Annotated in this window: 24 protein-coding genes; 12 read left to right on the top strand and 12 right to left on the bottom strand. The window is 54.1% G+C overall.

Annotated features, from left to right (window positions below):
• Positions 1–406 precede the first annotated feature (406 nt).
• Entirely contained in the window at positions 407–1,024 is a 618-nt protein-coding gene (locus tag ABMA60_RS18105; RefSeq protein WP_392806222.1) for a hypothetical protein, read from the top strand.
• Positions 1,025–1,079: 55 nt separating this feature from the next.
• Here the strand turns inward: ABMA60_RS18105 and ABMA60_RS18100 are convergent, their stop codons facing one another.
• Positions 1,080–3,017: a sigma-54-dependent Fis family transcriptional regulator gene (locus tag ABMA60_RS18100; RefSeq protein WP_392806219.1), complete on the bottom strand. Its 1,938-nt coding sequence runs from the start codon at positions 3,015–3,017 to the stop codon at positions 1,080–1,082.
• Positions 3,018–3,367: 350 nt separating this feature from the next.
• On the opposite strand from ABMA60_RS18100, the gene ABMA60_RS18095 reads away from it, so the two are divergent.
• The 6 genes from ABMA60_RS18095 (at position 3,368) to ABMA60_RS18070 (ending at position 9,396) form a co-directional block, all read left to right on the top strand.
• Positions 3,368–4,456, top strand: a complete 1,089-nt coding sequence (locus tag ABMA60_RS18095; RefSeq protein WP_392806216.1) for an ABC transporter ATP-binding protein — start codon at positions 3,368–3,370, stop codon at positions 4,454–4,456.
• A gap of 1 nt (position 4,457) precedes the next feature.
• A complete protein-coding gene (locus ABMA60_RS18090; protein ID WP_392806213.1) occupies positions 4,458–5,558 on the top strand; it encodes an ABC transporter ATP-binding protein in 1,101 nt (366 codons plus the stop codon).
• Complete coding sequence (locus ABMA60_RS18085; protein WP_392806210.1) at positions 5,551–6,432, top strand: carbohydrate ABC transporter permease; 882 nt, start codon at positions 5,551–5,553, stop codon at positions 6,430–6,432. Before ABMA60_RS18090 ends, ABMA60_RS18085 begins: the two co-directional genes overlap by 8 nt.
• A gap of 4 nt (positions 6,433–6,436) precedes the next feature.
• A complete protein-coding gene (locus ABMA60_RS18080; protein ID WP_392806207.1) occupies positions 6,437–7,315 on the top strand; it encodes a carbohydrate ABC transporter permease in 879 nt (292 codons plus the stop codon).
• 13 nt (positions 7,316–7,328) lie between these two features.
• On the top strand, positions 7,329–7,604 hold the full coding sequence (locus ABMA60_RS18075) for a DUF2160 domain-containing protein (protein WP_392806204.1): 276 nt from the start codon (positions 7,329–7,331) through the stop codon (positions 7,602–7,604).
• A 67-nt stretch (positions 7,605–7,671) separates the two neighbouring features.
• Positions 7,672–9,396 (top strand): ABC transporter substrate-binding protein, encoded by a 1,725-nt coding sequence (locus ABMA60_RS18070; RefSeq protein ID WP_392806201.1) that lies wholly within the window; start codon positions 7,672–7,674, stop codon positions 9,394–9,396.
• Between the two features lie 38 nt (positions 9,397–9,434).
• On the opposite strand, the gene trmB is transcribed toward ABMA60_RS18070, so the two are convergent.
• From trmB to ftsY, 6 genes are all read right to left on the bottom strand, one after another.
• Positions 9,435–10,130, bottom strand: coding sequence for a tRNA (guanosine(46)-N7)-methyltransferase TrmB (gene trmB / locus ABMA60_RS18065; RefSeq protein WP_392806198.1), 696 nt, complete (start codon positions 10,128–10,130; stop codon positions 9,435–9,437).
• 14 nt (positions 10,131–10,144) lie between these two features.
• On the bottom strand, positions 10,145–10,534 hold the full coding sequence (locus ABMA60_RS18060) for a DUF423 domain-containing protein (RefSeq protein ID WP_392806194.1): 390 nt from the start codon (positions 10,532–10,534) through the stop codon (positions 10,145–10,147).
• A gap of 81 nt (positions 10,535–10,615) precedes the next feature.
• Complete coding sequence (gene rpoH / locus ABMA60_RS18055) at positions 10,616–11,488, bottom strand: RNA polymerase sigma factor RpoH (RefSeq protein ID WP_392806191.1); 873 nt, start codon at positions 11,486–11,488, stop codon at positions 10,616–10,618.
• A 204-nt stretch (positions 11,489–11,692) separates the two neighbouring features.
• The gene (gene ftsX / locus ABMA60_RS18050) at positions 11,693–12,661 is read right to left on the bottom strand and encodes a permease-like cell division protein FtsX (protein WP_392806188.1); all 969 of its coding nucleotides are present in this window, start codon (positions 12,659–12,661) and stop codon (positions 11,693–11,695) included.
• Positions 12,658–13,335 (bottom strand): cell division ATP-binding protein FtsE, encoded by a 678-nt coding sequence (gene ftsE, locus ABMA60_RS18045; RefSeq protein WP_392806185.1) that lies wholly within the window; start codon positions 13,333–13,335, stop codon positions 12,658–12,660. The genes ftsX and ftsE overlap by 4 nt, the downstream gene beginning before the upstream one ends.
• Entirely contained in the window at positions 13,332–14,315 is a 984-nt protein-coding gene (ftsY, locus tag ABMA60_RS18040; RefSeq protein ID WP_392806182.1) for a signal recognition particle-docking protein FtsY, read from the bottom strand. The genes ftsE and ftsY overlap by 4 nt, the downstream gene beginning before the upstream one ends.
• 215 nt (positions 14,316–14,530) lie before the next feature.
• Here ftsY and ABMA60_RS18035 point away from each other — a divergent pair, with 215 nt between their 5' ends.
• The 4 genes from ABMA60_RS18035 (at position 14,531) to coaD (ending at position 18,019) form a co-directional block, all read left to right on the top strand.
• The gene (locus ABMA60_RS18035; protein WP_392806179.1) at positions 14,531–15,412 is read left to right on the top strand and encodes a hypothetical protein; all 882 of its coding nucleotides are present in this window, start codon (positions 14,531–14,533) and stop codon (positions 15,410–15,412) included.
• A complete protein-coding gene (gene rsmD, locus ABMA60_RS18030; RefSeq protein WP_392806176.1) occupies positions 15,413–15,997 on the top strand; it encodes a 16S rRNA (guanine(966)-N(2))-methyltransferase RsmD in 585 nt (194 codons plus the stop codon).
• Positions 15,998–16,055: 58 nt separating this feature from the next.
• Complete coding sequence (locus ABMA60_RS18025; protein ID WP_392806172.1) at positions 16,056–17,459, top strand: coniferyl aldehyde dehydrogenase; 1,404 nt, start codon at positions 16,056–16,058, stop codon at positions 17,457–17,459.
• A 68-nt stretch (positions 17,460–17,527) separates the two neighbouring features.
• Positions 17,528–18,019, top strand: coding sequence for a pantetheine-phosphate adenylyltransferase (gene coaD, locus ABMA60_RS18020; protein ID WP_392806169.1), 492 nt, complete (start codon positions 17,528–17,530; stop codon positions 18,017–18,019).
• Positions 18,020–18,022: 3 nt separating this feature from the next.
• On the opposite strand, the gene ABMA60_RS18015 is transcribed toward coaD, so the two are convergent.
• Complete coding sequence (locus ABMA60_RS18015) at positions 18,023–19,150, bottom strand: succinylglutamate desuccinylase/aspartoacylase family protein (protein ID WP_392806166.1); 1,128 nt, start codon at positions 19,148–19,150, stop codon at positions 18,023–18,025.
• A gap of 159 nt (positions 19,151–19,309) precedes the next feature.
• On the opposite strand from ABMA60_RS18015, the gene ABMA60_RS18010 reads away from it, so the two are divergent.
• Positions 19,310–20,350: a GMP reductase gene (locus tag ABMA60_RS18010; RefSeq protein WP_392806163.1), complete on the top strand. Its 1,041-nt coding sequence runs from the start codon at positions 19,310–19,312 to the stop codon at positions 20,348–20,350.
• Between the two features lie 3 nt (positions 20,351–20,353).
• On the opposite strand, the gene ABMA60_RS18005 is transcribed toward ABMA60_RS18010, so the two are convergent.
• The 4 genes from ABMA60_RS18005 to ABMA60_RS17990 all read right to left on the bottom strand — a co-directional run bounded on the left by ABMA60_RS18005 (position 20,354) and on the right by ABMA60_RS17990 (position 23,371).
• Positions 20,354–20,881: a DUF6436 domain-containing protein gene (locus ABMA60_RS18005; RefSeq protein ID WP_392806160.1), complete on the bottom strand. Its 528-nt coding sequence runs from the start codon at positions 20,879–20,881 to the stop codon at positions 20,354–20,356.
• A gap of 238 nt (positions 20,882–21,119) precedes the next feature.
• Positions 21,120–21,602 (bottom strand): GNAT family N-acetyltransferase, encoded by a 483-nt coding sequence (locus ABMA60_RS18000; protein WP_392806157.1) that lies wholly within the window; start codon positions 21,600–21,602, stop codon positions 21,120–21,122.
• On the bottom strand, positions 21,599–22,663 hold the full coding sequence (gshB, locus tag ABMA60_RS17995) for a glutathione synthase (RefSeq protein ID WP_392806154.1): 1,065 nt from the start codon (positions 22,661–22,663) through the stop codon (positions 21,599–21,601). The genes ABMA60_RS18000 and gshB overlap by 4 nt, the downstream gene beginning before the upstream one ends.
• Positions 22,664–22,762: 99 nt before the next feature.
• Complete coding sequence (locus ABMA60_RS17990) at positions 22,763–23,371, bottom strand: CDP-alcohol phosphatidyltransferase family protein (protein WP_392806151.1); 609 nt, start codon at positions 23,369–23,371, stop codon at positions 22,763–22,765.

Here is a 23,371-nt window from a genome sequence, read left to right as displayed (position 1 = left end):
CTCAGTCGTGAAACGCAGCCTCGCCGATGGTAGTGTGGGGCTTCCCCATGTGAGAGTAGGTCATCGTCAAGCTTTTATTGCGAACCCCAGGTCAGAAATGGCCTGGGGTTTTTTATTGCTTGGAGAACACAAGCACCACGATGACCTCCTCTACGAGTCCCGGGACTCTACGAGCCGATGTGTCGGACCAACCGGGGCGCCGGCCGACGGAGTGCCGCCCAGATCATCGTCAAGCTTTTATTGCGAACCCCAGGTCAGAGATGGTTTGGGTGGTTCGACACATCGATTTTTTATTGCCCGGAAACCGTTAACGACATTCTTGCTCTGCTAATCCCGCTGTATTTTTAACTCTCTTCGACGTATTGAAGTTGTTAGAGTTACTGGATATATCTTGCTGGGTAAGGTTATGAATAGTTTATGGAATGCTAGTCTTAAGAGTCTGGCGGTCATGCTTTTGGCTGCCTGCAATCCCGCTTCAGATGCCGACACTAAAGTGCACCCAGAGCCGGTTAAAACTGAGGCTGTTGGTGGTGAGCATGATCAAGGTGTTATTGAAACAATAGCGCTCGCGCATCATTGCCTGGCGGGAGAAACTGTTTATCTGTCAGCAAAAATGCAGAAGGTTAATAGAAACCCCGAGTCTGGTTTTAGTTATGAACTTCAGCCGACGGATAAGATTTTGTCGCTGTGCATGACGGATGAAAGCCTGACCTATCGTTATGGCGCGATTGGTGATGTAGGGCTGGAACGTACGGCTACTGCAGAGCACCCCTTTGCATACTTTGAGCAAAGCATTGGCCGTGTATATGAGCAGATGTTTTATTTTAACAACGGCGACTATTACTACTATGTTGTCGAATCTGGGGGTATGGGACGCGGCGTGGCCTTGAAGGTATTTCAGGGTGATCGATTGATTGGCGACTATTTTTCTGGCCTAGAAGACGCTGACTTTTACAGCAGCATGGGCGTTATTAATAATGCCCTTTTATTCTCACAGGTTCCCAGGACTGCTCACCTGAACTGATGGCCGTGTTGTTGCGCCTTTGGTGATTTGTATTCAGCAATGCATCATGGCTGCTTCAGCGTAGATATTTATAAACAGTATTACGACTGACTCCAGCCAGGCGAGCTGTTCGACTGATATTGCCTCCGGTCTGTTGATAATAGGTCCGTATCTTTTCTGCCTGCGATGTCTGAATAGCATCTGCCGGATTGCTATCCGGTGCTTGAGGCTGTCTATATTCTGGTGGTGTATTTAAATCGTCGTAAAAATCTTTAGGCAGATGTTCCGCTTTAATAATGCCGTCGTCGCTCATCGCGCTGGCGACTTTCAAAACGTTGCTTAACTGACGCATGTTGCCGGGCCAAGGATGTTGTAAAAAGAGATCCAGCACGGCGGGTGACAAGCGTGTTTGATTTGGGTTTCCTGGTTGCAGTCTTTGCGTTGCGTAGTTGATGAGTTCCGCTTTATCCGTGCGTTGTCGAAGAGGTGGTATGGTGACATTCAGTCCAGCTAATCGGTAATACAGGTCCTGGCGAAAGGTGCCTTGCTGCACGGCTTGCTTCAGGTCGCGATTAGTGGCTGATACCAGGCGAATATCGATCGGATAGGTTTCGGTTGACCCTAGTGGTGTCACGACTCTTTCTTGCAAAACCCGTAATAACCTTGCTTGCATGGTAATTGGCATCTCTCCGATCTCATCGAGAAACAGCGTGCCGCCATCTGCACGCCGGATTAAACCGACAGCGCCTTCCTGGCTGGCACCGGTAAAAGCGCCTTTGTGATAGCCAAAGAGTTCGGATTCAATCAGATCAGCAGGAATGGAGGCGCAGTTTACTGCGACCAAGTTCTTGTTGCGGCGACTGCCATGGTAATGCAGCGACCGAACCAGTATTTCTTTTCCCGCCCCGGTCTCGCCGTGGATCAGCACCGGAATGTCTTTTTCGATGACCTTGCTGAGTTGAAGTAAGACCTGCCTAACAACCGGATCACCATGTTCTAATTCATTAAACGGAACGACATCGGCTGGCAGTCGGTGAGGTTTAGGGGTACTGGCCGCTTTAGGTTCTGTTGGTGTTTGCTCGGCTTGAGCTTGTCGATAATCCGGTATTTTTAGCGGTGGCGCTAACGGTGGCTGTACTCTTACCCAGGTGTGATATTGACCGAATGCCTTTAATGACAGGGGCGTATTGGCGGGTTGATGACATAGTTCGAGAAAACGGCAGTCAAATATTTGTTCGATGTTCAGCAGCGCCAGGTCTTGTGCCAGCATTGCCCAGGCGCGCCGATTGGCGGAGATAACCTTGCCACTGTCATCTAACACCAGCATGCCGGACCAATGAGAATCCAGCCCACTGATGTTGGCGCTGAAGGTGACAATAAAGTGTTCCCGCTGGAACGCGGCATAGATCAACTGATTCTCAACACTCAGCGACATCAGTTTTACCATGCCAAGGGTGTGATCCTGAGGCAGGTAAGCATCGGATGAAATATCGAGCACACCGATCATCTTTTTATGAGTGTCGTAAATCGGCGAGGCTGAACCGACCATATAACGATTCGCGCGCAGAAAATGTTCGTCCCGGCTGACCTGGACGGCCTGACCCGTTGCTAAGGCGGTGCCGATGGCATTGGTTCCGGTGCCCACTTCGCGCCATTGATAACCCGGAAGCAAGCCGTGACGGTCACTGTCATGGAACCGGTTCGATCCCCAGGTATTCAGCACTTGTCCTTGGTTGTCGGCCAGAACAATCAGGCAGGCCGAGTTGGACAGAATGTTCTGGTAGTGGGGCAGAACCTCGTTTTCAGTGGTGTGTACCAGGTTGTGATGTTCATCGAGTAAAGCCGCCACATGACCTTGGCGAACCTCGCCAAACTGCGGCTGGCTGCTGTGTGATAGACCATAAGATTCGCACCGGGACCAGGAGTTCTCGATGACTTTATGGTGGGGTAAGTCAGCCGTATCTGACTGGCTCGATTGCAAGCCCTGGAGCAGGGCCTCATCCATCTCTGTCATTGCCATTCTCAGGTAGAAGTTTCGTTATTGTTGTACTTCTTCCAGCCTTATCAGGCGCTTCCAGCATACCTGAAGTCGGTTCAACCGCTACTGTTCATAAGTCTGAACAACTGTTGAACACCACTGTCTGAATATGAACATAAATGAACAGCTTCAAAAAGTGCCGTTTGCGCTGTTTTGCTTTGGTTCTGTGCTAAGTATTTGAAAAATATAACAATAAAAATTTGTTCGTTTTGTTTCGTATTGTTGGCACCGAAGTTGTAACAACAGCTGGAGAACACTGAAAAGGCGACCTGCTGGCACGTCAATGAACAGCAGGCACCAAAAATAACAACAATAGAGAAACAGCAATGTCCTTAACCCTTGAGCGCGTCAGCAAAGCCGTTGGCGGTCAGGAATGGATCAAAGACATCAGTCTGACGCTGGAGCCGGGTTCCTTTAATGTGCTGCTTGGGCGCACTCTGGCGGGTAAAACCAGCTTGATGCGGCTGATGGCCGGCCTGGAACGTCCGACGTCAGGCTCCGTCATAATGAACGGTGTCGATGTGACCGGTATGCCCGTTCGCAAGCGCAACCTGTCGATGGTCTACCAGCAGTTCATAAACTACCCCGACCAGACGGTGTACGAAAATATAGCCTCACCATTACGTCTGGCCCGATTGCCGAAAAACGTTATTGACCAACGCGTGCGTGAAACTGCGCAAATGCTGCATATCGAATCTCATCTGGAGCGTTTTCCATTGGAGCTTTCTGGTGGACAACAGCAGCGTACGGCCATGGCACGAGCTCTGGTTAAAGATGCCGACTTGATACTCTTTGACGAACCCCTGGTGAATCTCGATTACAAACTGCGCGAAGAGTTCCGTGAGGAATTGCGCGAATTGTTTAAAGCCAAGCACTGCATCGCTGTTTATGCCACGACCGAACCGAATGAAGCATTGGCTCTCGGTGGTCACACCGCCGTTCTGCATGAAGGTGAATTGCTGCAGTACGGTAAAACACCCGATGTTTATCACCGCCCCAAAGACATCCTGACCGCCCAGATGTTCTCCGAGCCGCCGATCAATATTGTCGCTGGCCGAGTAACGGAATCGGAGGTGACTTTTGATGAATCGGTGCACTTCAAGCTGAATCAGGATTTAAGCGGGCTCAAGCCAGGCAATTACCAATTTGGCGTGCGGGCATCCCACATTGGTTTGGTGCCCCATGCCGACGATGATCTCGAACTGACGGTGCGTGTCGATCTCGCCGAGATCAGCGGTTCAGAAACCTTTCTGCACGTACGCAGTGAACAATTTGAGCTGATTTTGCACCTGTCGGGTGTGCACGAGTATGCCGTTGATCAGGAAGTGAAGGTCTACTTTCCGACCCACAAAATTTATGTCTTCGACTCGACCGGCGCTGTTGTGCATGTGCCGACACGTTTAGGAGGTCGGTGATATGGCGGAAATTATTTTAAGAAGTCTGGCACATACCTACGATGCCAACGCTAACTCCGACTCGGATTATGCCATTCGGCAAATGGATCATGTTTGGCATCAGGGCGGTGCTTACGCTTTGTTGGGGCCTTCAGGCTGCGGCAAATCAACGATGCTGAACATCATCTCGGGCTTGCTGAGTCCTTCGCAAGGCGAGGTGTTATTCGATACCGAACGCGTAAACGAACTGTCGCCGGAAGAACGCAACATTGCTCAGGTTTTTCAGTTTCCGGTGGTGTACGACACCATGACGGTCTATGACAACCTGGCCTTTCCATTGAAAAACATCGGTATGGCCAAGCATCTGATTCCCGCCAAGGTTCATGAAGTTGCCGACATTCTGGAATTAACCTCGGTGCTGCATCGCAAAGCCAAGAACCTCAGTGCCGATGAAAAACAAAAAGTGTCGATGGGGCGAGGATTGGTACGTGATGATGTGTCAGCCATTTTATTCGATGAGCCATTAACCGTTATCGACCCTCAGTTAAAATGGAAGCTGCGGCGTAAGCTCAAGCAAATCCATGAGCGATTCAACATCACCATGATTTACGTGACGCATGATCAGCTCGAAGCCTCGACCTTTGCTGAAAAAATTGCCGTTATGTACGACGGTCAGATTGTCCAGTTTGGCACGCCACGAGAACTGTTCGAGCGCCCCGCGCACACCTTCGTTGGTTTTTTTATTGGCAGTCCGGGAATGAACTTTCTGGATGTGTCGGTCGATGCCCAGAGTGTTCATTTCTCCGGGTTGAAGATTCCTGCTGATCCGCGCCGCCTTCAGACTGCCATCGCTTCTGGTTCGTCCAATATCAAAGCGGGCATACGGCCAGAGTTTATCCATGTCTGGGATGACCCAAATGACGAGGCTTTTGAAGTTGACGTACAGGATGTTGAAGACCTGGGTACCTATCGAATTCTGTCGTTCTTTTTAGGAGATCAGATCGTCAAGGCCCGCTTGAACGAGGATCAAGCGGTTCCTTCACAAAAGGCCTACGTCAGCTTTCCTGAGCAATGGTTGAATATCTACGTGGATGAATACCGGGTGGGAGGTGAAGATGAATAAAGTGGAGAACAATAAAGCCTGGTTTTTGGTTCTGCCCATGCTGCTACTGGTGGCGTTCTCGGCCATTATTCCGCTGATGACCGTTGTGAACTATTCGGTTCAGGACATTTTGGGCAGCAGCGCCTATTTCGTAGGCACGGAATGGTTTAAAGACATTCTTAACGACAGTCAGCTACAGCAAGCGCTTATCCGGCAATTTATTTTCTCATTCACAATTCTTGCGATTGAAGTGCCACTGGGGATCGGCGTCGCTTTGATGATGCCCAAGAACGGTTGGCGCGCATCCTTAGTTTTGATTCTGGTAACGCTGCCTTTATTGGTGCCCTGGAATGTAGTGGGAACCATCTGGTTGATCTTTACCCGGACGGATATCGGTCTGGCCGGCGTTGGTCTTCGGGAATTGGGGTATGCCTATAACATTACGCGTAATGATGGCGACGCCTGGGCGACCATTGTCTTGATGGATGTTTGGCATTGGACGCCATTGATCGCGCTGTTGTGCTACAGCGGATTGCAGGCGATTCCTCAAGCTTATTATCAGGCAGCGCGAATTGATCGCGCATCACGCTGGGCCATTTTCCGCTATATCCAGCTGCCCAAGCTGACCAATGTATTGGTCATTGGGGTGCTGCTGCGATTTATGCACTCCTTCATGATTTATGCCGAACCCTTCGTTTTAACCGGTGGTGGACCCGGAAGCTCGACGACCTTTCTTAGCCAGACGTTAACGACCATGGCCATTGGGCAACAGGACCTGGGTCCGTCTGCCGCTTTCTCCATTATTTATTTCCTGATCATTTTAGCGGTCTGCTATTGCTTCTATGTGGCCATCTTAAATATGGGGCGTGACAAGAACACGTCGCAGTCGAGGTAAGCTTATGACGACTTCAAATCATCAATCGACGGCGCCTAAAGTCGCGTTTGCTAAACGCAGATCCGTTAACAACCCTGTTTTTCAGCGCTGGCGACAACGATTTCTGCTCGGGCTATTTCTGATTTTTCTGCTGCTGCCTATTTATTGGCTGGTGAGCATGTCGTTTAAGACCAATACCGAAATTCTCTCGGGCTTTTCGTTATTTCCGAAGAATCTGACCTTTGCCAGTTATATTGAAATATTAACAGATCCCAGTTGGTACATGGGTTATGTTAATTCGCTGATGTACGTTGTTACTAATATGGTGATCAGCATCCTGGTCGCCTTGCCAGCTGCTTATGCCTTTAGTCGGTATAAATTTATTGGTGATAAACATCTGTTCTTTTGGCTGCTGACCAATCTGATGGCGCCACCTGCGGTGTTTTTGTTGCCGTACTTCCAGCTCTATTACTCAGTGGGTTTGTTTGACACTCATATAGCCGTCGCTTTAGCGCACTGTCTTTTTAATATCCCGCTGGCGGTCTGGATTCTCGAAGGCTTTATGAGTGGCGTGCCCAAGGAAGTGGATGAGACGGCCTACATTGATGGTTACAGTTTTCCGCGTTTTTTTATCCGTGTCTTTATTCCCATGATCCGCTCGGGTATCGGCGTCACGCTGTTCTTTTTGTTTATGTTTTCCTGGGTCGAGCTATTGCTGGCCAGAACGCTGACCGCGACTGATGCTCAACCGATTGGCGCCATCATGACACGGACCCGAGGTGCCTCAGGCATTGATTGGTCGTTACTGGCTGCGGCCGGCACTTTGACCATCCTACCTGGTGTCATGGTGGTCTATTTCGTGCGCAACTATATCGCCAAGGGCTTTGCTCTGGGTCGAACCTGAAAGGAGAGGTGACATGCTTCAGTGGATGGTTTGGACCTTACCAACAGCCGTCTTTTTTACGGCGATAGCGGTGATGTTGTTTGGGATGACCCTATGGCAGTTGTGGGTTCCGACAATTGAACGAAAAGGTTTTCTGCCCATTGTCACAACCCGTGGCGATCGGCTGTTTATTGGCCTGTTGTGTGCGGCTTATTTGCACTTGGCTGTGGTCGGTTTTACCGACATCTCAATTTGGTTTGCCTTAGCGGCTTCGGCTGTATGGATGGCGATTCTAATGCGCTGGGGTTAAGTCAAATTAACAATCATGGACGAGATAAACGTCAAGGATGACTGTTCTCGATAGCAATGAGGTGGCTATGAATAACAATAAGATCCCCTACCTATCTACGCTTGCACTCAGTGCTTTAATGGCATCAGGCAGTATTCAGGCAGAAGACCGGCGTGCGGTTATTGAGCGCTGGGTTGACGAAGAGTTTCAACAATCGACCTTGACCCGTGAGCAACAGATTACGGAGCTGGAATGGTTTGCCGAGGCCGCAGAACCCTTTCGTGGCATGCAGATTAACACCGTCGCTGAAGGTCTAACGACGCATGAGTATGAAGCCAATGTTTTGGCCAAGGCCTTTGCGGAAATTACCGGTATTGAAGTCACGCATAACATCATCGGTGAAGGTGATGTTGTCGATACCATGCAGACGCAAATGCAGTCGGGTCGTAATATTTACGATGGCTTCGTCAATGACTCCGACGCCATTGGTACCCATATTCGTTACGGTGTGACCACTAACATTTCCCGAGCCATGGAAAACGAGTGGGCGGATTACACCCTGCCAACGCTCGATCTGGATGACTTTATTGGTATCCAATACACCACTGGCCCAGACGGTAGCATCTACCAGTTACCGACGCAGCAGTTCGCTAACCTTTATTGGTTCCGCTACGACTGGTTCCAGCGTGCTGACTTCCAACAGCAATTCCATGACATCTATGGTTATGACTTGGGCGTTCCCACCAACTGGACGGCGTACGAAGATATTGCGGAGTTCTTTACCGAGCATGTTGGCGAAATTGATGGCCGCAAGGTTTATGGCCACATGGATTATGGCCGTCGCGATCCTTCCTTAGGTTGGCGCTTCCATGATTCCTGGTTGTCGATGGCCGGCATGGGCAGCCCGGGCGTGCCTTTTGGTAATCCGGTGGATGACTGGGGTATTCGTGTCGATGAGGACAGCAATCCGGTTGGCGCCAGTGTTTCACGAGGTGGGGCAACCAACTCGCCAGCGTCGATCTTCGCCGTGACCAAGATGGTCGAATGGCTACGTGATTATGCGCCGCCTGAAGCCCAGGGGATGACCTTTGGTGAAGCGGGTCCGGTTCCTGCTCAGGGTAATATTGCTCAGCAGATGTTCTGGTATACGACCTTCACGGCCGACATGATTGATCCGGATTTACCGGTCAACAGCGACGAGGGTCCACTGTGGCGTATGGCGCCATCACCGACCGGACCTTATTGGGAAGAAGGTATGAAGGTGGGTTATCAGGATGTGGGTTCCTGGACGTTCTTTGAATCGACGCCAGAGGATCGCCGTACTGCGGCCTGGTTGTTTGCACAATTCACCACGGCTAAATCCGTTTCCTTGCAAAAGCTGTTGACTGGTCTGACGCCGATTCGTCGTTCCGATATCGAGTCGGAACAATTTGGTGCCATGGCGCCGCGCCTCGGTGGGCTGGTTGAGTTCTATCGCAGTGAGAACGAAAACTGGTGGACACCTTCATCCACTAACGTGCCTGACTACCCGCGTATGGCGCCGCTGTGGTGGCAGAACCTGGCGCCGGCGGTAAATGGTGATATCAGTGCTCAGGAAGCCTTGGACAACTTGGCGGAAGAGATGGATGACATCATGGCGCGTTTGGCGCGGGCGAATGTCTTTGATCAATACGCGCCGAAGTTGAATGAAGAGCGGGATCCGGAATACTGGTTATCTCAACCCGGTTCGCCGAAAGCCAAACTGGCTAATGAAATGCCGCAGGGAACCACGGTTCCTTATGATCAATTGATCGAAGATTGGATCAATAATTGAGTAGTGCAGGGCCAGCGAATGCTGGCCCTGATTCTCACCTAGCAAGTTCGGTAAATTAAGTCCCATACGCCATGACCCAGGCGCTGGCCGCGCTGTTCGAATTTGGTCACAGGTCGATGTTCAGGGCGACCCGCCTGATAGTTTCCGGTGCCTGCGGTGTTTTCAAATCCTTCAGCCGCATCCATGACTTCCAGCATGTGTTCCGCGTAGTTTTGCCAGTCGGTCGCCATGTGGAAGGTACCGCCTTGGACGAGCTTGCGGCGCAATAATTGCGCGAATTCCGGCTGGACGATACGCCGTTTGTGATGACGCTTTTTATGCCACGGATCGGGAAAGAACAGCTGTACGCAATCCAGGCTGTGGTCCGGAATATTGTCGTGCAGTATCTCCACCGCGTCTTCGCGAAAAACGCGGATATTGGTCAGGTTATCTTGCTGGATATGATGCAGCAGTCGACCGACGCCCGGGGTGTGTACTTCGACGCCAATAAAATTAGCCTGCGGCCGAACGCGTGCCATTTCGGCCAATGAGTCGCCGTTACCAAAACCAATCTCAAAGATGACCGGTGCGGTATTGCCAAACACCTGGCTAAGATCAAGCAGACCCATCTTGTGTTCCAAACCATAGTCGCCCCAGCCAGAATCTAAGGCTAACTTCTGGCCTTCAGTCATGCGCCCGGTACGCATGACAAAACTACGAATTTTGCGCTGAATGGGCGCTCTTTCCTCGGTCATGATGAATCCTTTGATTATCGAGTCGGGCGCCAGCGCCACAGAATTAATACAAACCATAACCAGCCGGCCAGTTGGCTTAAACCACCGATGGGCGTTAAGACGCCGAGTATTGGCAAATCGAGCAGCACCAGAGCATAAAGACTGCCGCTGAATATAACGCTGCCCAGTGCCAGGCAGTAGGCGGGGCCGATCAGTTTTTGTTCGGTAGCGTGCAATTGAATGGCGCCAACAGACAGCAATGCCAAGGCATGGAAGAGTTGATAACGCACGGCCGTTTGCCAGGTCTCCAGACGTTGGCCATCAACCAGATTTTCCAGTGCATGGCTTCCAAAAGCACCCAAGGCAACGCCAAGGCCTGCCAGCGTTGCAGCTGTGATCAGGATTAGCCGGGAATTTGCATTCATGGTGATTTCGCTGTTCGTTTAAACGTAAAAAAGCCGCTGATAACACAGCGGCTTTAATAATTGCCTGAAGAAACCGGAAGGTTAGAAGTCGATGCTCATAACCTTTTTAACTTTCTTCATGGCGTTCTTTTCGAGCTGACGAATACGCTCTGCAGAGACGCCGTAAACATCGGCCAATTCGTGCAGGGTGGCCTTGTTTTCGTTCAGCCAGCGACGTTGGATGATGTCTTTAGAGCGATCATCCAGGTCAGCCAGAGCGGCAAATAGCTGCTCATTGGCGTCGGTTTCGTAGTCTTCCTGTTCGACGACTGCGGCCGGATCAGCACCCTGGGCCACCAGATAATGAACTGGGGACAGCGCCGGGCCTTCGTCATCGTCGTCAGTCGGAGCATCGAAGGTGGCGTCGTGAGCCGTCAGTCGACCTTCCATCTCATAAACAGTCTTCAGATTGACGCCCAGATCGTCAGCAATGGCTTGAGCTTCGCGCTCATTCAGCCAGCCCAGACGCTTCTTGGAGGAGCGCAGGTTGAAGAACAGTTTGCGTTGAGCCTTGGTGGTCGCAACCTTGACGATACGCCAGTTACGCAGAATAAATTCGTGGATTTCTGCCTTGATCCAATGCACCGCAAAGGACACCAGACGAACACCAACTTCCGGGTTGAAGCGACGCACTGCTTTCATCAAACCAACGTTGCCTTCTTGGATCAGGTCACCCTGATTCAGGCCATAACCGGAATAGCTTTTAGCGATATGAACCACGAAACGCAGGTGTGACAGGACCAACCGACGGGCTGCATCGATGTCTTCCTGATAATAGAGCCGCTCGGCCAACTCTTTCTCTTCTTCTGCGGTCAGCAGATCGAAGGCGTTGACTGATTGGATGTAAGACTCCAAATTTTGGCCCGGAGCCAAAGAATCCAGAGCTAGAGCCGGAACACTGCTGTTCAGTTTCACGTTGTCTCCTCCCCATCACGCGTTTGTAACGGTGGATGCGGTTTATGTGTCACTAATACTATCAGAAAACCGCGGTACGACCCTAGTATCGCCAGTAAAGGACCTGAAAAACCAGGGTTCAGTTTGGATGGTAACGATAGCGAAATTGCATCGTCCTGCCAGTGAACAAAGTCACCTACGCAGCACAGACCGTTGTGGATCAATCTAACGCGGTTCGGCTTCGCGCAAGTGGCGCCACAAGGCGATATGGGTCCCCGCCAGGCTTACCAGGGTAGCGCTGAGCAAGAGGATGAGAGTCTCGCCAAAGTCCAGCCAGGTGACGTGTGCGTCCAGTCCATAGGTATCCAGGAAGGCGCTGAGAGGGGCGTGTAGCCACCAGGCAATAGCGCTGACCAGAATCCAGGCGGCGATGCCACCGAGCAGGCCATACCAGAGTCCCAAATAAAGAAAAGGACGCTTGATAAAGGCTTCGGTAGCGCCCAGCAGTTTGACGATGCGAATTTCTTCTTTGCGCGATTCGATGGCCAGGCGAATGGTATTGCCGACGACCAGTAAAACGGCGACACCCAGCAGAATGGCCAGGCCGGTAACCCCGGTGGCAATTAACTCCAGAAAACGATTCAGCCGGTCGATCCAGGCCAGATCGAGCTGAACATCCTCAACCTGAGGCAAGCTTTCAATCAGCAACTGCAACGCTTCCAGATCGGCGGCACTTTGACCATCAGGGACCACGACGATGCTGGCGGGCAGCGGGTTACTCTGCAACTGCAAGCGATCGTCATCCAGCGTCAGTGACTGACTGAAACTCTGCCAGGCTTCGTCGGCGCCGACGTAACGCGTGCTGATAACTTCCGGGCGCTGTCCGAGTTCTTCGGTGAGCGTGCGACCCTCATCCAGACTGGTACTGTCGGTCAGGTAAAGAGTGATCTGACCACCGGCCTGCCAGCGTTCGGTCTGGTGTTCGAGCGAAGCCAGGGCCAGATAAAATAACGTTGGCAGCGTCAGTGAGATGGCGATCACCAGCCAGGTTAACGCGCTGGAAACCGGGTTGCGGACCAAGCGCATCAAAGCGGATACAGCGCAGTCGCGATGATGACGAATCCAGGCCGTGGTTGCGCCCTGAGCCGGTTCGTCACGGCGGCGGTTCTTGGCTTGTTGACGTTGTGCGGTCATGAACGGCCTCCGCTGAACGGCGTGGTCAGCAGACGACCTTCCTGTAAGGAGACCACTCGATAATTCAGCCGTGCGATCAAGCCCAGGTCGTGACTGGCGATCAGCACGGTGGTGCCAACGCGATTGAATTCCGAAAACAGCGCCATGATGTCGCGCGACAAGGCAGGATCGAGATTACCGGTCGGCTCGTCGGCTAGCAGCAGTGCCGGTTTGCGAACCACCGCCCGGGCGATGCCGACGCGTTGTTGCTCCCCGCCGGACAGTTGAATGGGGCGGTAGTTTTCGCGTTCGAGCAGACCGACTTTATCGAGCGCCGCCCGCACCCGGCGAGTGACATCGCGCGGATGTTCACCGGCAATCACTAACGGCAGCGCCACGTTGTCGAAAACCGTCTGGTCCATCAGCAGTTGATGGTCCTGGTGGACGATGCCCAGATCGCGGCGGAAGAACGGCACCCGGCTTTTGCCTAAACGATTGAGCAAATGGCCGTTGACCCTGAGTTGGCCAGACGAGGGTTTTTCGATGCGCATGATCAGTTTCAGCAAGGTGCTTTTGCCGGCGCCACTGTGACCGGTTAAAAAGACCATTTCGCCGCGTTCGATATGCAAATTGACGCTGGCGATGGCTTCGTGGCCGCCATCATAGCGTTTGCTGACCTGATCGAAGTGAATCATTCGCTGTCCTGATCCAGCAGCGCGTCGACAAAGGTGTCGGCTTCGAACGGTCGCAGATCATCGACCTGTTCGCCCACACCAATAAAACGCACGGGAATACCCAGTTTGCGCGCCAGTGCGAAGATCACACCGCCGCGTGCCGTGCCGTCCAGCTTGGTCAGCGCCAGGCCGGTTAGATTAACCGCATCGGTAAAGCTTTGTGCCTGGCTGATGGCGTTCTGACCGGTTCCCGCATCCAACACCAGCAGAACTTCGTGGGGCGCGGTGTCATCGAGTTTTTTCATCACCCGCACCACCTTGCTCAGTTCCTGCATCAGGTTGTCTTTGTTGTGCAGACGGCCGGCGGTATCGGCGATGACCACATCGATATCGCGCGCCTGGGCGGCTTGAACGGCATCGAAAATCACCGAGGCGCTGTCGGCGCCGGTGTGCTGGGCGATCACCGGAATGTTGTTGCGTTCACCCCAGGTCTGGAGTTGTTCAACGGCGGCAGCCCGGAAAGTATCGCCGGCAGCGAGCAGCACTGAGTAACCTTCTTTTTCCAGTCGTTTGCTCAGTTTGCCGATGGTCGTAGTCTTGCCAACGCCATTGACCCCGACCACCAGAATTACATAAGGCGTCTTGCTGCGGTCAATCTGCAACGGGGCTTCGACGGTTTTTAGTTCGCTGACCAGGGTGTCACGCAAAGCCGAGACCAGCGCATCGCTGTCTTTGAGTTCACGACGTCCGAGAGTGTTGGTGAGCGATTCCAGGATGGCACTGGTTGCTTCTATACCGACGTCCGCGGTCAACAGCAGGGTTTCCAGTTCTTCCAGCAAATCATCGTCAATCTGCTTCTTGCCTCCTAAGGCGGCGGCGAGACCTGAAGTCAGGTTGCCCCGGGTACGGCCCAGGCCCTGACGGACCCGGCCAAACCAGGAGGCATCGTTATCGGGAGTGTCGGTCGGTGTGTTAGAGCGCTTTTTGCCAAAGCCGAACATGTAGGATCAAACCTTCTAATAGATGACAGGCCGATGGCGGCCCCAAGCCGACCTATGCTAGCAAAAGCGCTCGGTCAGCCAAAGCGATCTGTCTAGCGTGGCATCTGAAGCGGCGCTTCGGTACATTTGTCGCCACAAAACGTTTGCCGGGTCACAGAACGTTTTGCATCGCCGCCAAGCCGTGCGCGGCTATTATCAATCATTCTGGGTCGAGCATGTTTCATTTCAGTCGTCGAACGCTGTGGATCATTATTTACGTCACCATTCCGCTGATCTTCATTTTAAATCAGTTGGGCGGTGAGCCCGATTCGGATTCAGTACAGAGCGTTGAGCAGCGCTGGTCACTGGATGACATCGATTTTCAACAGAACGCTAATCGCTGGCAGGTGGATTTACCGCAGGCTGAGCAAATCTGGCTCAGTATCATTCAGCCTCAGGCGCCGGCGCAGACATTGGCAAGCGGTGATTCTACCGGGCTCAGTCTCACTCGTCAGGGTGGGCAATTTGTGGTCACAGTGGTTAATCCGGCCAGGCTGCAGTTGCTGGAAACCAGTGTCGATTTTCTGGTCGATTGGCTGCCGGACAGCGATAATCGGCGCATCGTCGTGTCCGGTTCGTTAAACGATGAATGGCTGGCGGCACTGGCACCGCTAAATGGTCAATTGCAGGGTGAGGCTCGCCAAACTGAGATCCAGCCGGCGGCGGCGGTATCGCGACTGACCGCGCCGCCGATGGGCAGTGATGAGCAGCTGGCGTTTCTGATCTGGGTCGATGTGCTGGAGCAGCGTCTGGGTGGTTATCAGCCAGAGGTTCGCTGGGATCATCGCGCTGCCCGCAGCCAGGTGTTGTTTAACCAGACCTTGGCGCCATCGTTGTTTGCTCCCGTCAGCGAAGAAGAACTGGCGCCGGTGCTGTCGGCCTATCGCAATGCAGCGGCGCAACGCGAGCGTCGGGCTGATCAGATTCATCGTTACCTGGTGACCACTGCCGTCTATCAACTGCCGCTGGATTTCTTATTGCGCCAACCGGAACGGCTGGCGCAGGTGGATCTGGCGGCAGTCAATCAACAACGTCAACAGACTATGGAATCCCGTTAGATGGCACGCAGAAATCGCCCCAATCCCGGCCGTGGTGCTGGTCTGGTTCGTTTGATTGGTGGTCAGCATCGCGGGCGGCGATTGTCTATCGCCAACCTCGATGGCTTGCGACCGACCGGAGACCGACAGCGCGAAACGCTGTTTAACTGGTTGCAGTTTGAGTTGGCTGGCAGTCGGGTCGCGGACCTCTATGCCGGTACGGGTGCCTTAGGGCTGGAAGCCTCTTCGAGGGGCGCGCAGCAGGTCTGGTTGATCGAGCGGCATCCGCAGGCGGTTGCTGCCTTGAAAGCCGCCGTTGCGCAACTGCAGTCCGATGCCGACGTTCTGGCAACGGACGCTCTGGATTGGCTGGCTCGTACTGAAGATGGCCCTTTTGATGGCGTCTTTGTCGACCCGCCTTTTGCGGCTCAGCTGTGGCAATCCACATTGGAAGCTCTGTTAGCACGGCCGTTGTTACGCGATAACGCCTGGGTTTATGTGGAAGCTCCGGTCAGTTGGAGCCCTCAGGTCCCCGCGCAACTGCAGTTGAGCAAAGAGAAAACCAGCGGTGAGGTCGTGCAACGCCTGTACCGTTACACAGCGTAATTGACCGATGGTCAGTTAGTTGTTAGCGTCGGCATCTCTGTCTCCGAGAGTCAGTACGATGTCTGATCTCAATGCTCTTTTTGCAGCCCAACAGCAGGCTTTTATACAGCAACCCTACAGCAGTCTGGCCGAGCGCAAAGCTCGGTTGCGCCAACTCAAACGCCTAATCCTGGACAATGAAACGGCTATTGCAGACGCCTTGAATGCCGATTTCGGGGGTCGGGCGTTTTATGAGACGCGCTTTATCGAAGTGCTGCCCGTTATTACCAACATCAATCATACCCTGCGCTCCTTGCGCCGCTGGATGAAGCCGCAGCGACGGCTGATTCATTGGTTATATCAGCCGGCAAGCGGCGGCGTCTGGTCACAGCCTTTGGGCGTGGTCGGCATCATGGTGCCTTGGAATTACGGGCTGTTGTTGGCCTGCGGGCCTTTGATCTCTGCTTTGGCGGCGGGCAATCGCTGCATGATTAAGCTGTCGGAACTGACGCCGCATTTTGGTGAGCTGATGGCGCGGCTGGTAGCCGACTATTTCACGCCGGAAGAGGTGGTGGTGATCAATGGTGAAATCGACGTCGCCCAGGCCTTCGCAGCCCTGCCGTTTGATCACCTGGTGTTCACCGGCTCGACTGCGGTCGGTCGTCATATTATGGCCGCAGCGGCGACCAACCTGACCCCGGTGACACTGGAATTGGGTGGCAAAAGCCCGGCCTGGATCGATCCGAGTATTCCGGTGCAAGAAGCGGCGCAGCGTCTGGTTTTCGCCAAGTGCTCCAACGCCGGCCAGACCTGTGTGGCGCCGGATTATGTGTTGTGTCCGCCCGATCGGATTGCGGCTTTTACCGAGGCCTATCTGGCTGAAGTTCGCCGTCAGTATGGCGCTGACCCTCGGCTCAGCAGCGACTATTCAGCCATTATCAATGAGCGTCAGCATCAGCGTTTGACGGCCTATCTAAAACAGGCTGAACAGTCTGGTGGCCAGTTGCATTGGCCGAGTGCCGCGCCCGATCTGGATGATGTTGCCGCGAAACTGCCACCGGTCATACTGACCGGTGTCGATGCCCAAAGTGCGCTTATGCAAGACGAAATTTTTGGCCCCTTGCTGCCCGTGTTGCCATGCTCAGATGCCGCAGCGGCGGTGCACTTTATCAATCAGCGCCCCAGGCCGCTGGCGCTCTATGTATTTGGTTATGCGCGCTCCTTGCAGCCTTTGTTCCGACAACAAACCCACAGCGGATCCCTGGTGTTTAATGACGCTTTGATCCAGGCCGCCCAGGAAAACCTTCCCTTTGGTGGCGTCGGTGCCAGCGGCATGGGCAATTATCATGACCGGGCTGGTTTTGAGCGCCTGTCGCAGCTGAAGTCAGTTATGGTAAAAGGGCGCTTGTCGACGTTGAAGCTGGTGTATCCGCCTTATGGCCGCTGGATTCATCGCCTGATCCAATGGCTGATGCTGCGCTGAGTGCGCGCATTTGTGCGCCTATGGCGGCTGGGTTACCATTCGCCGGCGTTTAAACTCCGGAGTCTTGAATGAGCCGAACCGTCGTTTACCCAGGCACCTTTGACCCCATTACCCTGGGCCATATGGACCTGGTCGAACGTGCCTTGCGCCAGTTCGATAAGGTGATAGTGGCGGTTGCCGCCAGTCCCAAGAAGAAGCCTTTGTTCAGCTTGGATCAGCGCGTGGAAATGGCGCGCGAAGTCACCAAAGACTTTGGCAATGTCCAGGTCGAAGGCTTTCGCAATCTGCTGGTCGATTTTGCCCGCGAGCAAAATGCCTTCACCATTTTGCGCGGTCTGCGGGTGGTCAGCGATTTCGAATATGAATTCCAGCTGGCCAATATGTATCGTGCCCTGGCGCCGGATATCGAAAGTCTGTTTTTAACCCCGTCTGAACAGTTCTCCTTTATTTCCTCAACCTTTGTGCGGGAAATTTCGCTGTTGCGTGGAGATGTCACCAAGATGGTGCATCCCTACGTGCAACAGGCGCTAAAGGAAATTTATCACCAGGAAGAAGACTGACGATCAGTTAGTCAACTGGGTTCCAGGCCTGATCTGGCGTTGCTGCGTCGCGATCATCGCCAACTGCGAACCCGGATAGGCAATGTAACTTTGCGTACGGCCGAATAACAGACCATCGGCCGGCGCATAAACCGCCTCACGTTGCGCCCCTTCACCATCGAGCAGAACGACGTCAGCCAGGTGATCGCCCTGGCGGATTTGCTCACCCAGCTCGCGTCGATACACCACCAGACCGTTGCTGTTCGACGATACGACTTTGACCTGATCGACATTGATGCGGGTTGGCGGCAAACCCAGTTCGCTCGCCTGTGCCTGGGCACCGCTGTTGCGCACAAAACCCTGTTTTTCCAGAAACGCCAGGATGCCCTGAGCGTCACGTCGGGCGAAGGTTTCATTCACATCCTGTCGACCACGCAGTTCGAGGGTGGCCGCAAAACAGGGTCGATCCAAAGGGGCGTTGAAAGCGCTGGCGAGCCGCACCCAGGGCTGGGTATGACTGCCATCGAAAGCCACGGTGCCGCGCACGTCTTCTTCCAACCGCACCGGAAAGCCCAGACAGTCGGCCAACTGACTGCCGATGTCGTTCTGGTGATTGCCGTAAAACAGATGCGGCAGGGCGGCATCATCACAGTGCAGATCAAGAACCACAGTGGCATCAAGCGACTGACTGAGCAGCGCTTTGTGCAGCGCATCGATTTCATAATGGGCAGTCTTTTCTGCCACCAGTCGACGCAGTTCGGCGCGTACTTTTTGATCATTTTCGGCGGCGTTATCACCCAGTTGATCACTGAGCCGGTCAATCAGCTCATCGCTGTCGATGGCCATACCGCGATTGAAATTCTGCCCGGTTGTGGCATCAAAACGGCCGGGGAATTTGCCGAACAGACGTTGGTTAAGACCCACCGGATTGGCGTAAGGCACGATCACGATGCGTTGCTCAATAAGACCTGCCGCATCCAGCTTTTGCAGCTCCTCAAGCAATATCTGGATGGTCAGCAGACCCGGCCATTCATCGGCATGCAAGCCCGCCTGCAGATAGGCTTTGTGTTCGCCCTGGCCAAATTCGTGCACGGTTAAAAAGCGCTGATGGCCCGGCGCTGGCGCCGGTAGCGGTAAGCGGGTGGTGTGCATGAGCAACTCCTGAAACGTTCGCGGACTGGACCTCGGCTGGCCCAGTGAATGGTGGCGCAGTTTACACCCAAGCGAGTGTCGACGGGCAGCATTGGTGACGCATCCAGGCACTGATATGCTGCAAACATCCGCTCGGATGAATGCCACAGGAGTTTGATGATGCGTGTTGAAGACGAGGTCAAGCTGGGCTTTAAGGACGTGATGATTCGTCCCAAACGATCCACTCTCAGTAGCCGTTCTCAGGTATCGCTGGAACGCCACTATCAGTTTCGCAACAGCCGGCGACGGTGGTCCGGCGTGCCCATTATCGCTGCCAATATGGACACCGTCGGCACCTTTGCCACTGCAACGGCGCTGGCCCAATCGCAACTGCTTACTGCGGTGCACAAGCATTACTCACTCGACGATTGGCGTCAGTTTCTGACTCAGGCCAGCGACGCGGATTGCACCGGTCTGATGGTCAGTTCAGGCACCTCCGATCAGGATTTCAAACAGCTCGGTGACATCCTGGCGCTCGACAGTCGGCTGGCTTTTATCTGCGTCGACGTGGCTAATGGCTATTCCGAACACTTTGTGCAATTTGTCGCCAAGGTGCGCCAGGCTTTCCCCTCGCACACCATAGTGGCGGGCAATGTGGTGACCGGCGAAATGACTGAAGAGTTGTTACTGGCTGGCGCCGATGTGATCAAGGTCGGCATCGGGCCGGGTTCGGTCTGTACCACCCGCATTAAAACCGGGGTTGGCTATCCGCAGATCAGCGCAGTGATTGAGTGCGCCGATGCCGCTCACGGTTTGAATGGACATGTTATATCCGACGGTGGCTGTACCTGTCCGGGTGATGTCTCCAAAGCCTTTGGCGCCGGGGCTGACTTTGTCATGCTCGGTGGCATGTTGGCCGGTCACGATGAAAGCGGTGGTGAGCCGATCGAAATCGATGGCCGTCAGTATCGGCAGTTTTATGGCATGAGCTCGGACACCGCCATGGGCAAATATCAAGGCGGTGTTGCTAACTATCGGGCCAGTGAAGGCAAGACGGTCAAGGTGCCATACCGTGGTCCGCTGGCGGCGACCTTGCAGGATATTCTGGGTGGCGTGCGTTCGACCTGTACCTATGTCGGTGCGTCCGAGCTGCGTGAGCTGACCAAGCGCACCACCTTTATTCGCGTTCAGGAACAGGAAAATCGTGTTTTTACTGACTGAGCTTCACGCCGAGCAATAGCAGCCACGCGCCAGTAGCGGCACCTGCAGGGGGGCGCTGTCAGGCTCGCTTAAATAGTTTTCCAATAAACTCGAACCGGAAGTGCATTCCAGGCCGGTATTGATCGGCCCGGCGTAGAGCAGTTCACCCTGGCTGTTCTGAATGGCCGCGAAGGGTGTGGCGGGGACCAGTGACCGCAGGCCGGCGGGCAGGTCGGTCAGTTGTTGATAACGAAACCGGGCGTGCTGGCCGTAGCGTTGAGTCAGATCCTCCAAGTGATCAACCGAAAAACGATTACATCGGCAGTCGTCAGTGCGCACTATGGTTACCGTCAGCGGTTCTCGCAGTGCGGGTGTGGGCAGCAGGGCGGTCAGTTCGGTCACGTATTGATCCAGATCGGGATAGCTTTGCAGAATGCGTTGGTCGGCGTCGAAATCCTGAATCAAACGAAACTGAAACCACCAGAATGCCAGGGTGATCAGCACCAGCCAGCTTAGCGCCAGCCCGGTCGCCAGAGTGTGACGATTAAACACGGCAAGGCGCCCGTTCGTGCAAGGTATTGAGCCGGCCGTCATCGGTGATGAGGCGAGCGGCGATGGACTTGGATTGACTCATTCAATACCTCGAGTGCCGCCCAGATTAACAGCGGGCGCTATAACGGACGTTTCAATAGCGTCGAGCCTGAACATCGGTTGATTGTCGATGGTCATTCTGCCGCGCAGATTAGAAGAAGGTTCGGGATTCGCCAGGCGCGCTGGCAGCGATTCACCACTAACGACTGAGGTTATCGAGCGAGCGCTGCCAGCGTTGCAGTCTTTCACCCTGATCGTCGAGAAAATCACCACGCTGTTCAAAGCCTTGCTGGCTCAGTACCGCCTGACTGGGAAGGTTATCCGGCTGAGTGACCGCCAAAACCTGAGACAGGTCGGCGCTTGCCGCGCGCTGGCATAACCAGTGCACCAGGGCTGAAGCCAGGCCGCGCCGACGATAATGGGCGTGTACCCGGTAGCCGATTTCAACACAACCTTGCTGCGGCACTCCTTTGAAGCCGCCTGCGGCCACCCAGCGATAGTCCATCCAGATTCCGGCAGGACGGTACCACTGGGCTTCGCGGCTGGCCGGGGCGAGCTTGTCGATCAGCTTTTCGACCAGGGCGGCGGTACCGAATAACTCCCGGCACTGGTCTGGCCGCGCCAACAACTCTTTGAGTGTGGCGTCGGACAGCCAGTCGATAACTGGGGGGACTGGCGTCATCCGTCCGTCGGGTCGTTATCGAGCAGATCACGGGAACGCAAATCGGACAGACGCTTCATCAGGTGCTCCAGTTCAGCGTGTTTTTCCTGACGTTCATTGACCCGATCTTCGAGGAAATCGATGACCTGACGCTGCAGTTTGGTTTTGCTCAGGCGGTTGATATTGGTGATGCCGCCCGGGTTGCAGACGTTCACTTCCAGCAGCCGTTCACCGATCAGATCCAGGCCGACAAAATCCAGGCCGTCAGCCACCAGTTTGGGACCGATTTTACGACAGACTCGCTTTTGGCCTTCGGTCAGCTTCCACGGATGCGCACTGCCGCCGGCCTGAATGTTGGCGCGGACATCGCCTTCGGCCGGTTTGCGGTGGTAGGCACCGATGGCCTTGCCGTTGAGCATCAGCACGCGCACGTCGCCGTCTTCTGCGCCTTCGATGTATTCCTGCAGGATGACGTAGTTATTGCGTTCGCGATCGATGTAGAAATCGAGCAGCGAATTGATGCTCGACTGGGCCGATTTTTCCAGCACGATGACACCGTGGCCGCCACTGCCATCGAGTGGTTTGAGAATCATCCGATCCTGTTTGCTCTCGCGGATGACCCGCTTGAGGTAATCCTTGTTTTTGGAAACATGCGTCTCCGGCAGGAAGTCGTTGGACGGATCGTGGAAGGTGGTGTTGTACAGCTTATTGCTGGCCTTGCGCAGACCATCCACATCGTTGATGACCAGCGTTTCGTTTTTGACCGCATCGAGAAAGCTGAGCAAGGTTGGTTCAATCGGCGGATCCTTGCGCACCATGATGCAGTCGAAAGCGTGCAGCGGCAGCATCTTCTCGTCGAATTGTACCCGTTTATACAGCGTTGACACGCTTTCAGGCACTTTTTGCATCGGCTGAATGATGCGCGAGAAACCGTGAACCACATTGTTGCGTACGGTCAGATTCTGCGGATACAGCAGGGCCACCTTATGCTGACGCATCAGGCATTCCTGGATCATGACCAGAGTCGAGCTCTTACCCGGTTCGATGTCTTCCCAGGCGTTGATTAAAAAGGCGATGTACATGTCTGGCCCTTGGTTGGTGAACGACAGCAGCCTAAACCGCTTGTCGGGTAGCAAGCAATGCGCATGCCTGCAAACCCTGATTGCGGGCGCCTAGCATACTCAAGTGCGCAAAGTGTGAAAGCCCCCGATGACGCGAGTGGCTGTGGTGATCACGCAGAGGACAAAAAACAGGCTGGCGAGCAGCACAAAGGTGTCAGGAAACAGGCACATCAACACAAAGAAAGCGATGGTTTCGGTGCCTTCGGTGATGCCGCCCAGATAGTAAAAGCCTTTGTTTGGATAGCTCATGCTGGTTAGACCGCGACGTTCGGCCTGGATAGCAAAGGCCAGAAAGCTGCTGCCCGTGCCCATAAAACCGAACAACAGCAGGGCGGCGGGTAAGGCGTTGGTATCTGGCCGCGCCAGCGCAAAGCCGGCAATGATGGCGGCATAGAACAGAAAGTCGAGCACGATATCGAGAAAGGCGCCGCTGTCGTTGGGTTGATTAAGCCGGGCCAGTTCGCCATCCAGTCCGTCGGCGATGCGGTTCAGGGCGATCGCCAGCAGCGCCAGGCCGTACCATTCAACGGCCAGCAGCGGTACCGCCAACAGACCGACAGCAAAACCGCCAAGGGTGACCTGATTGGCGGTGACATTGCGCTTATCCAACTGGCGAGCAACGCTTTGTAAGGGGCTTTTGATCAGTCGCAAGGTCCAGCGATCGAGCAT

The organism is Saccharospirillum sp. HFRX-2, assembly GCF_043196805.1.
Classification (GTDB): Bacteria; Pseudomonadota; Gammaproteobacteria; order Pseudomonadales; family Natronospirillaceae; genus Saccharospirillum.
This window is presented reverse-complemented; position numbering and strand designations above follow the sequence as displayed.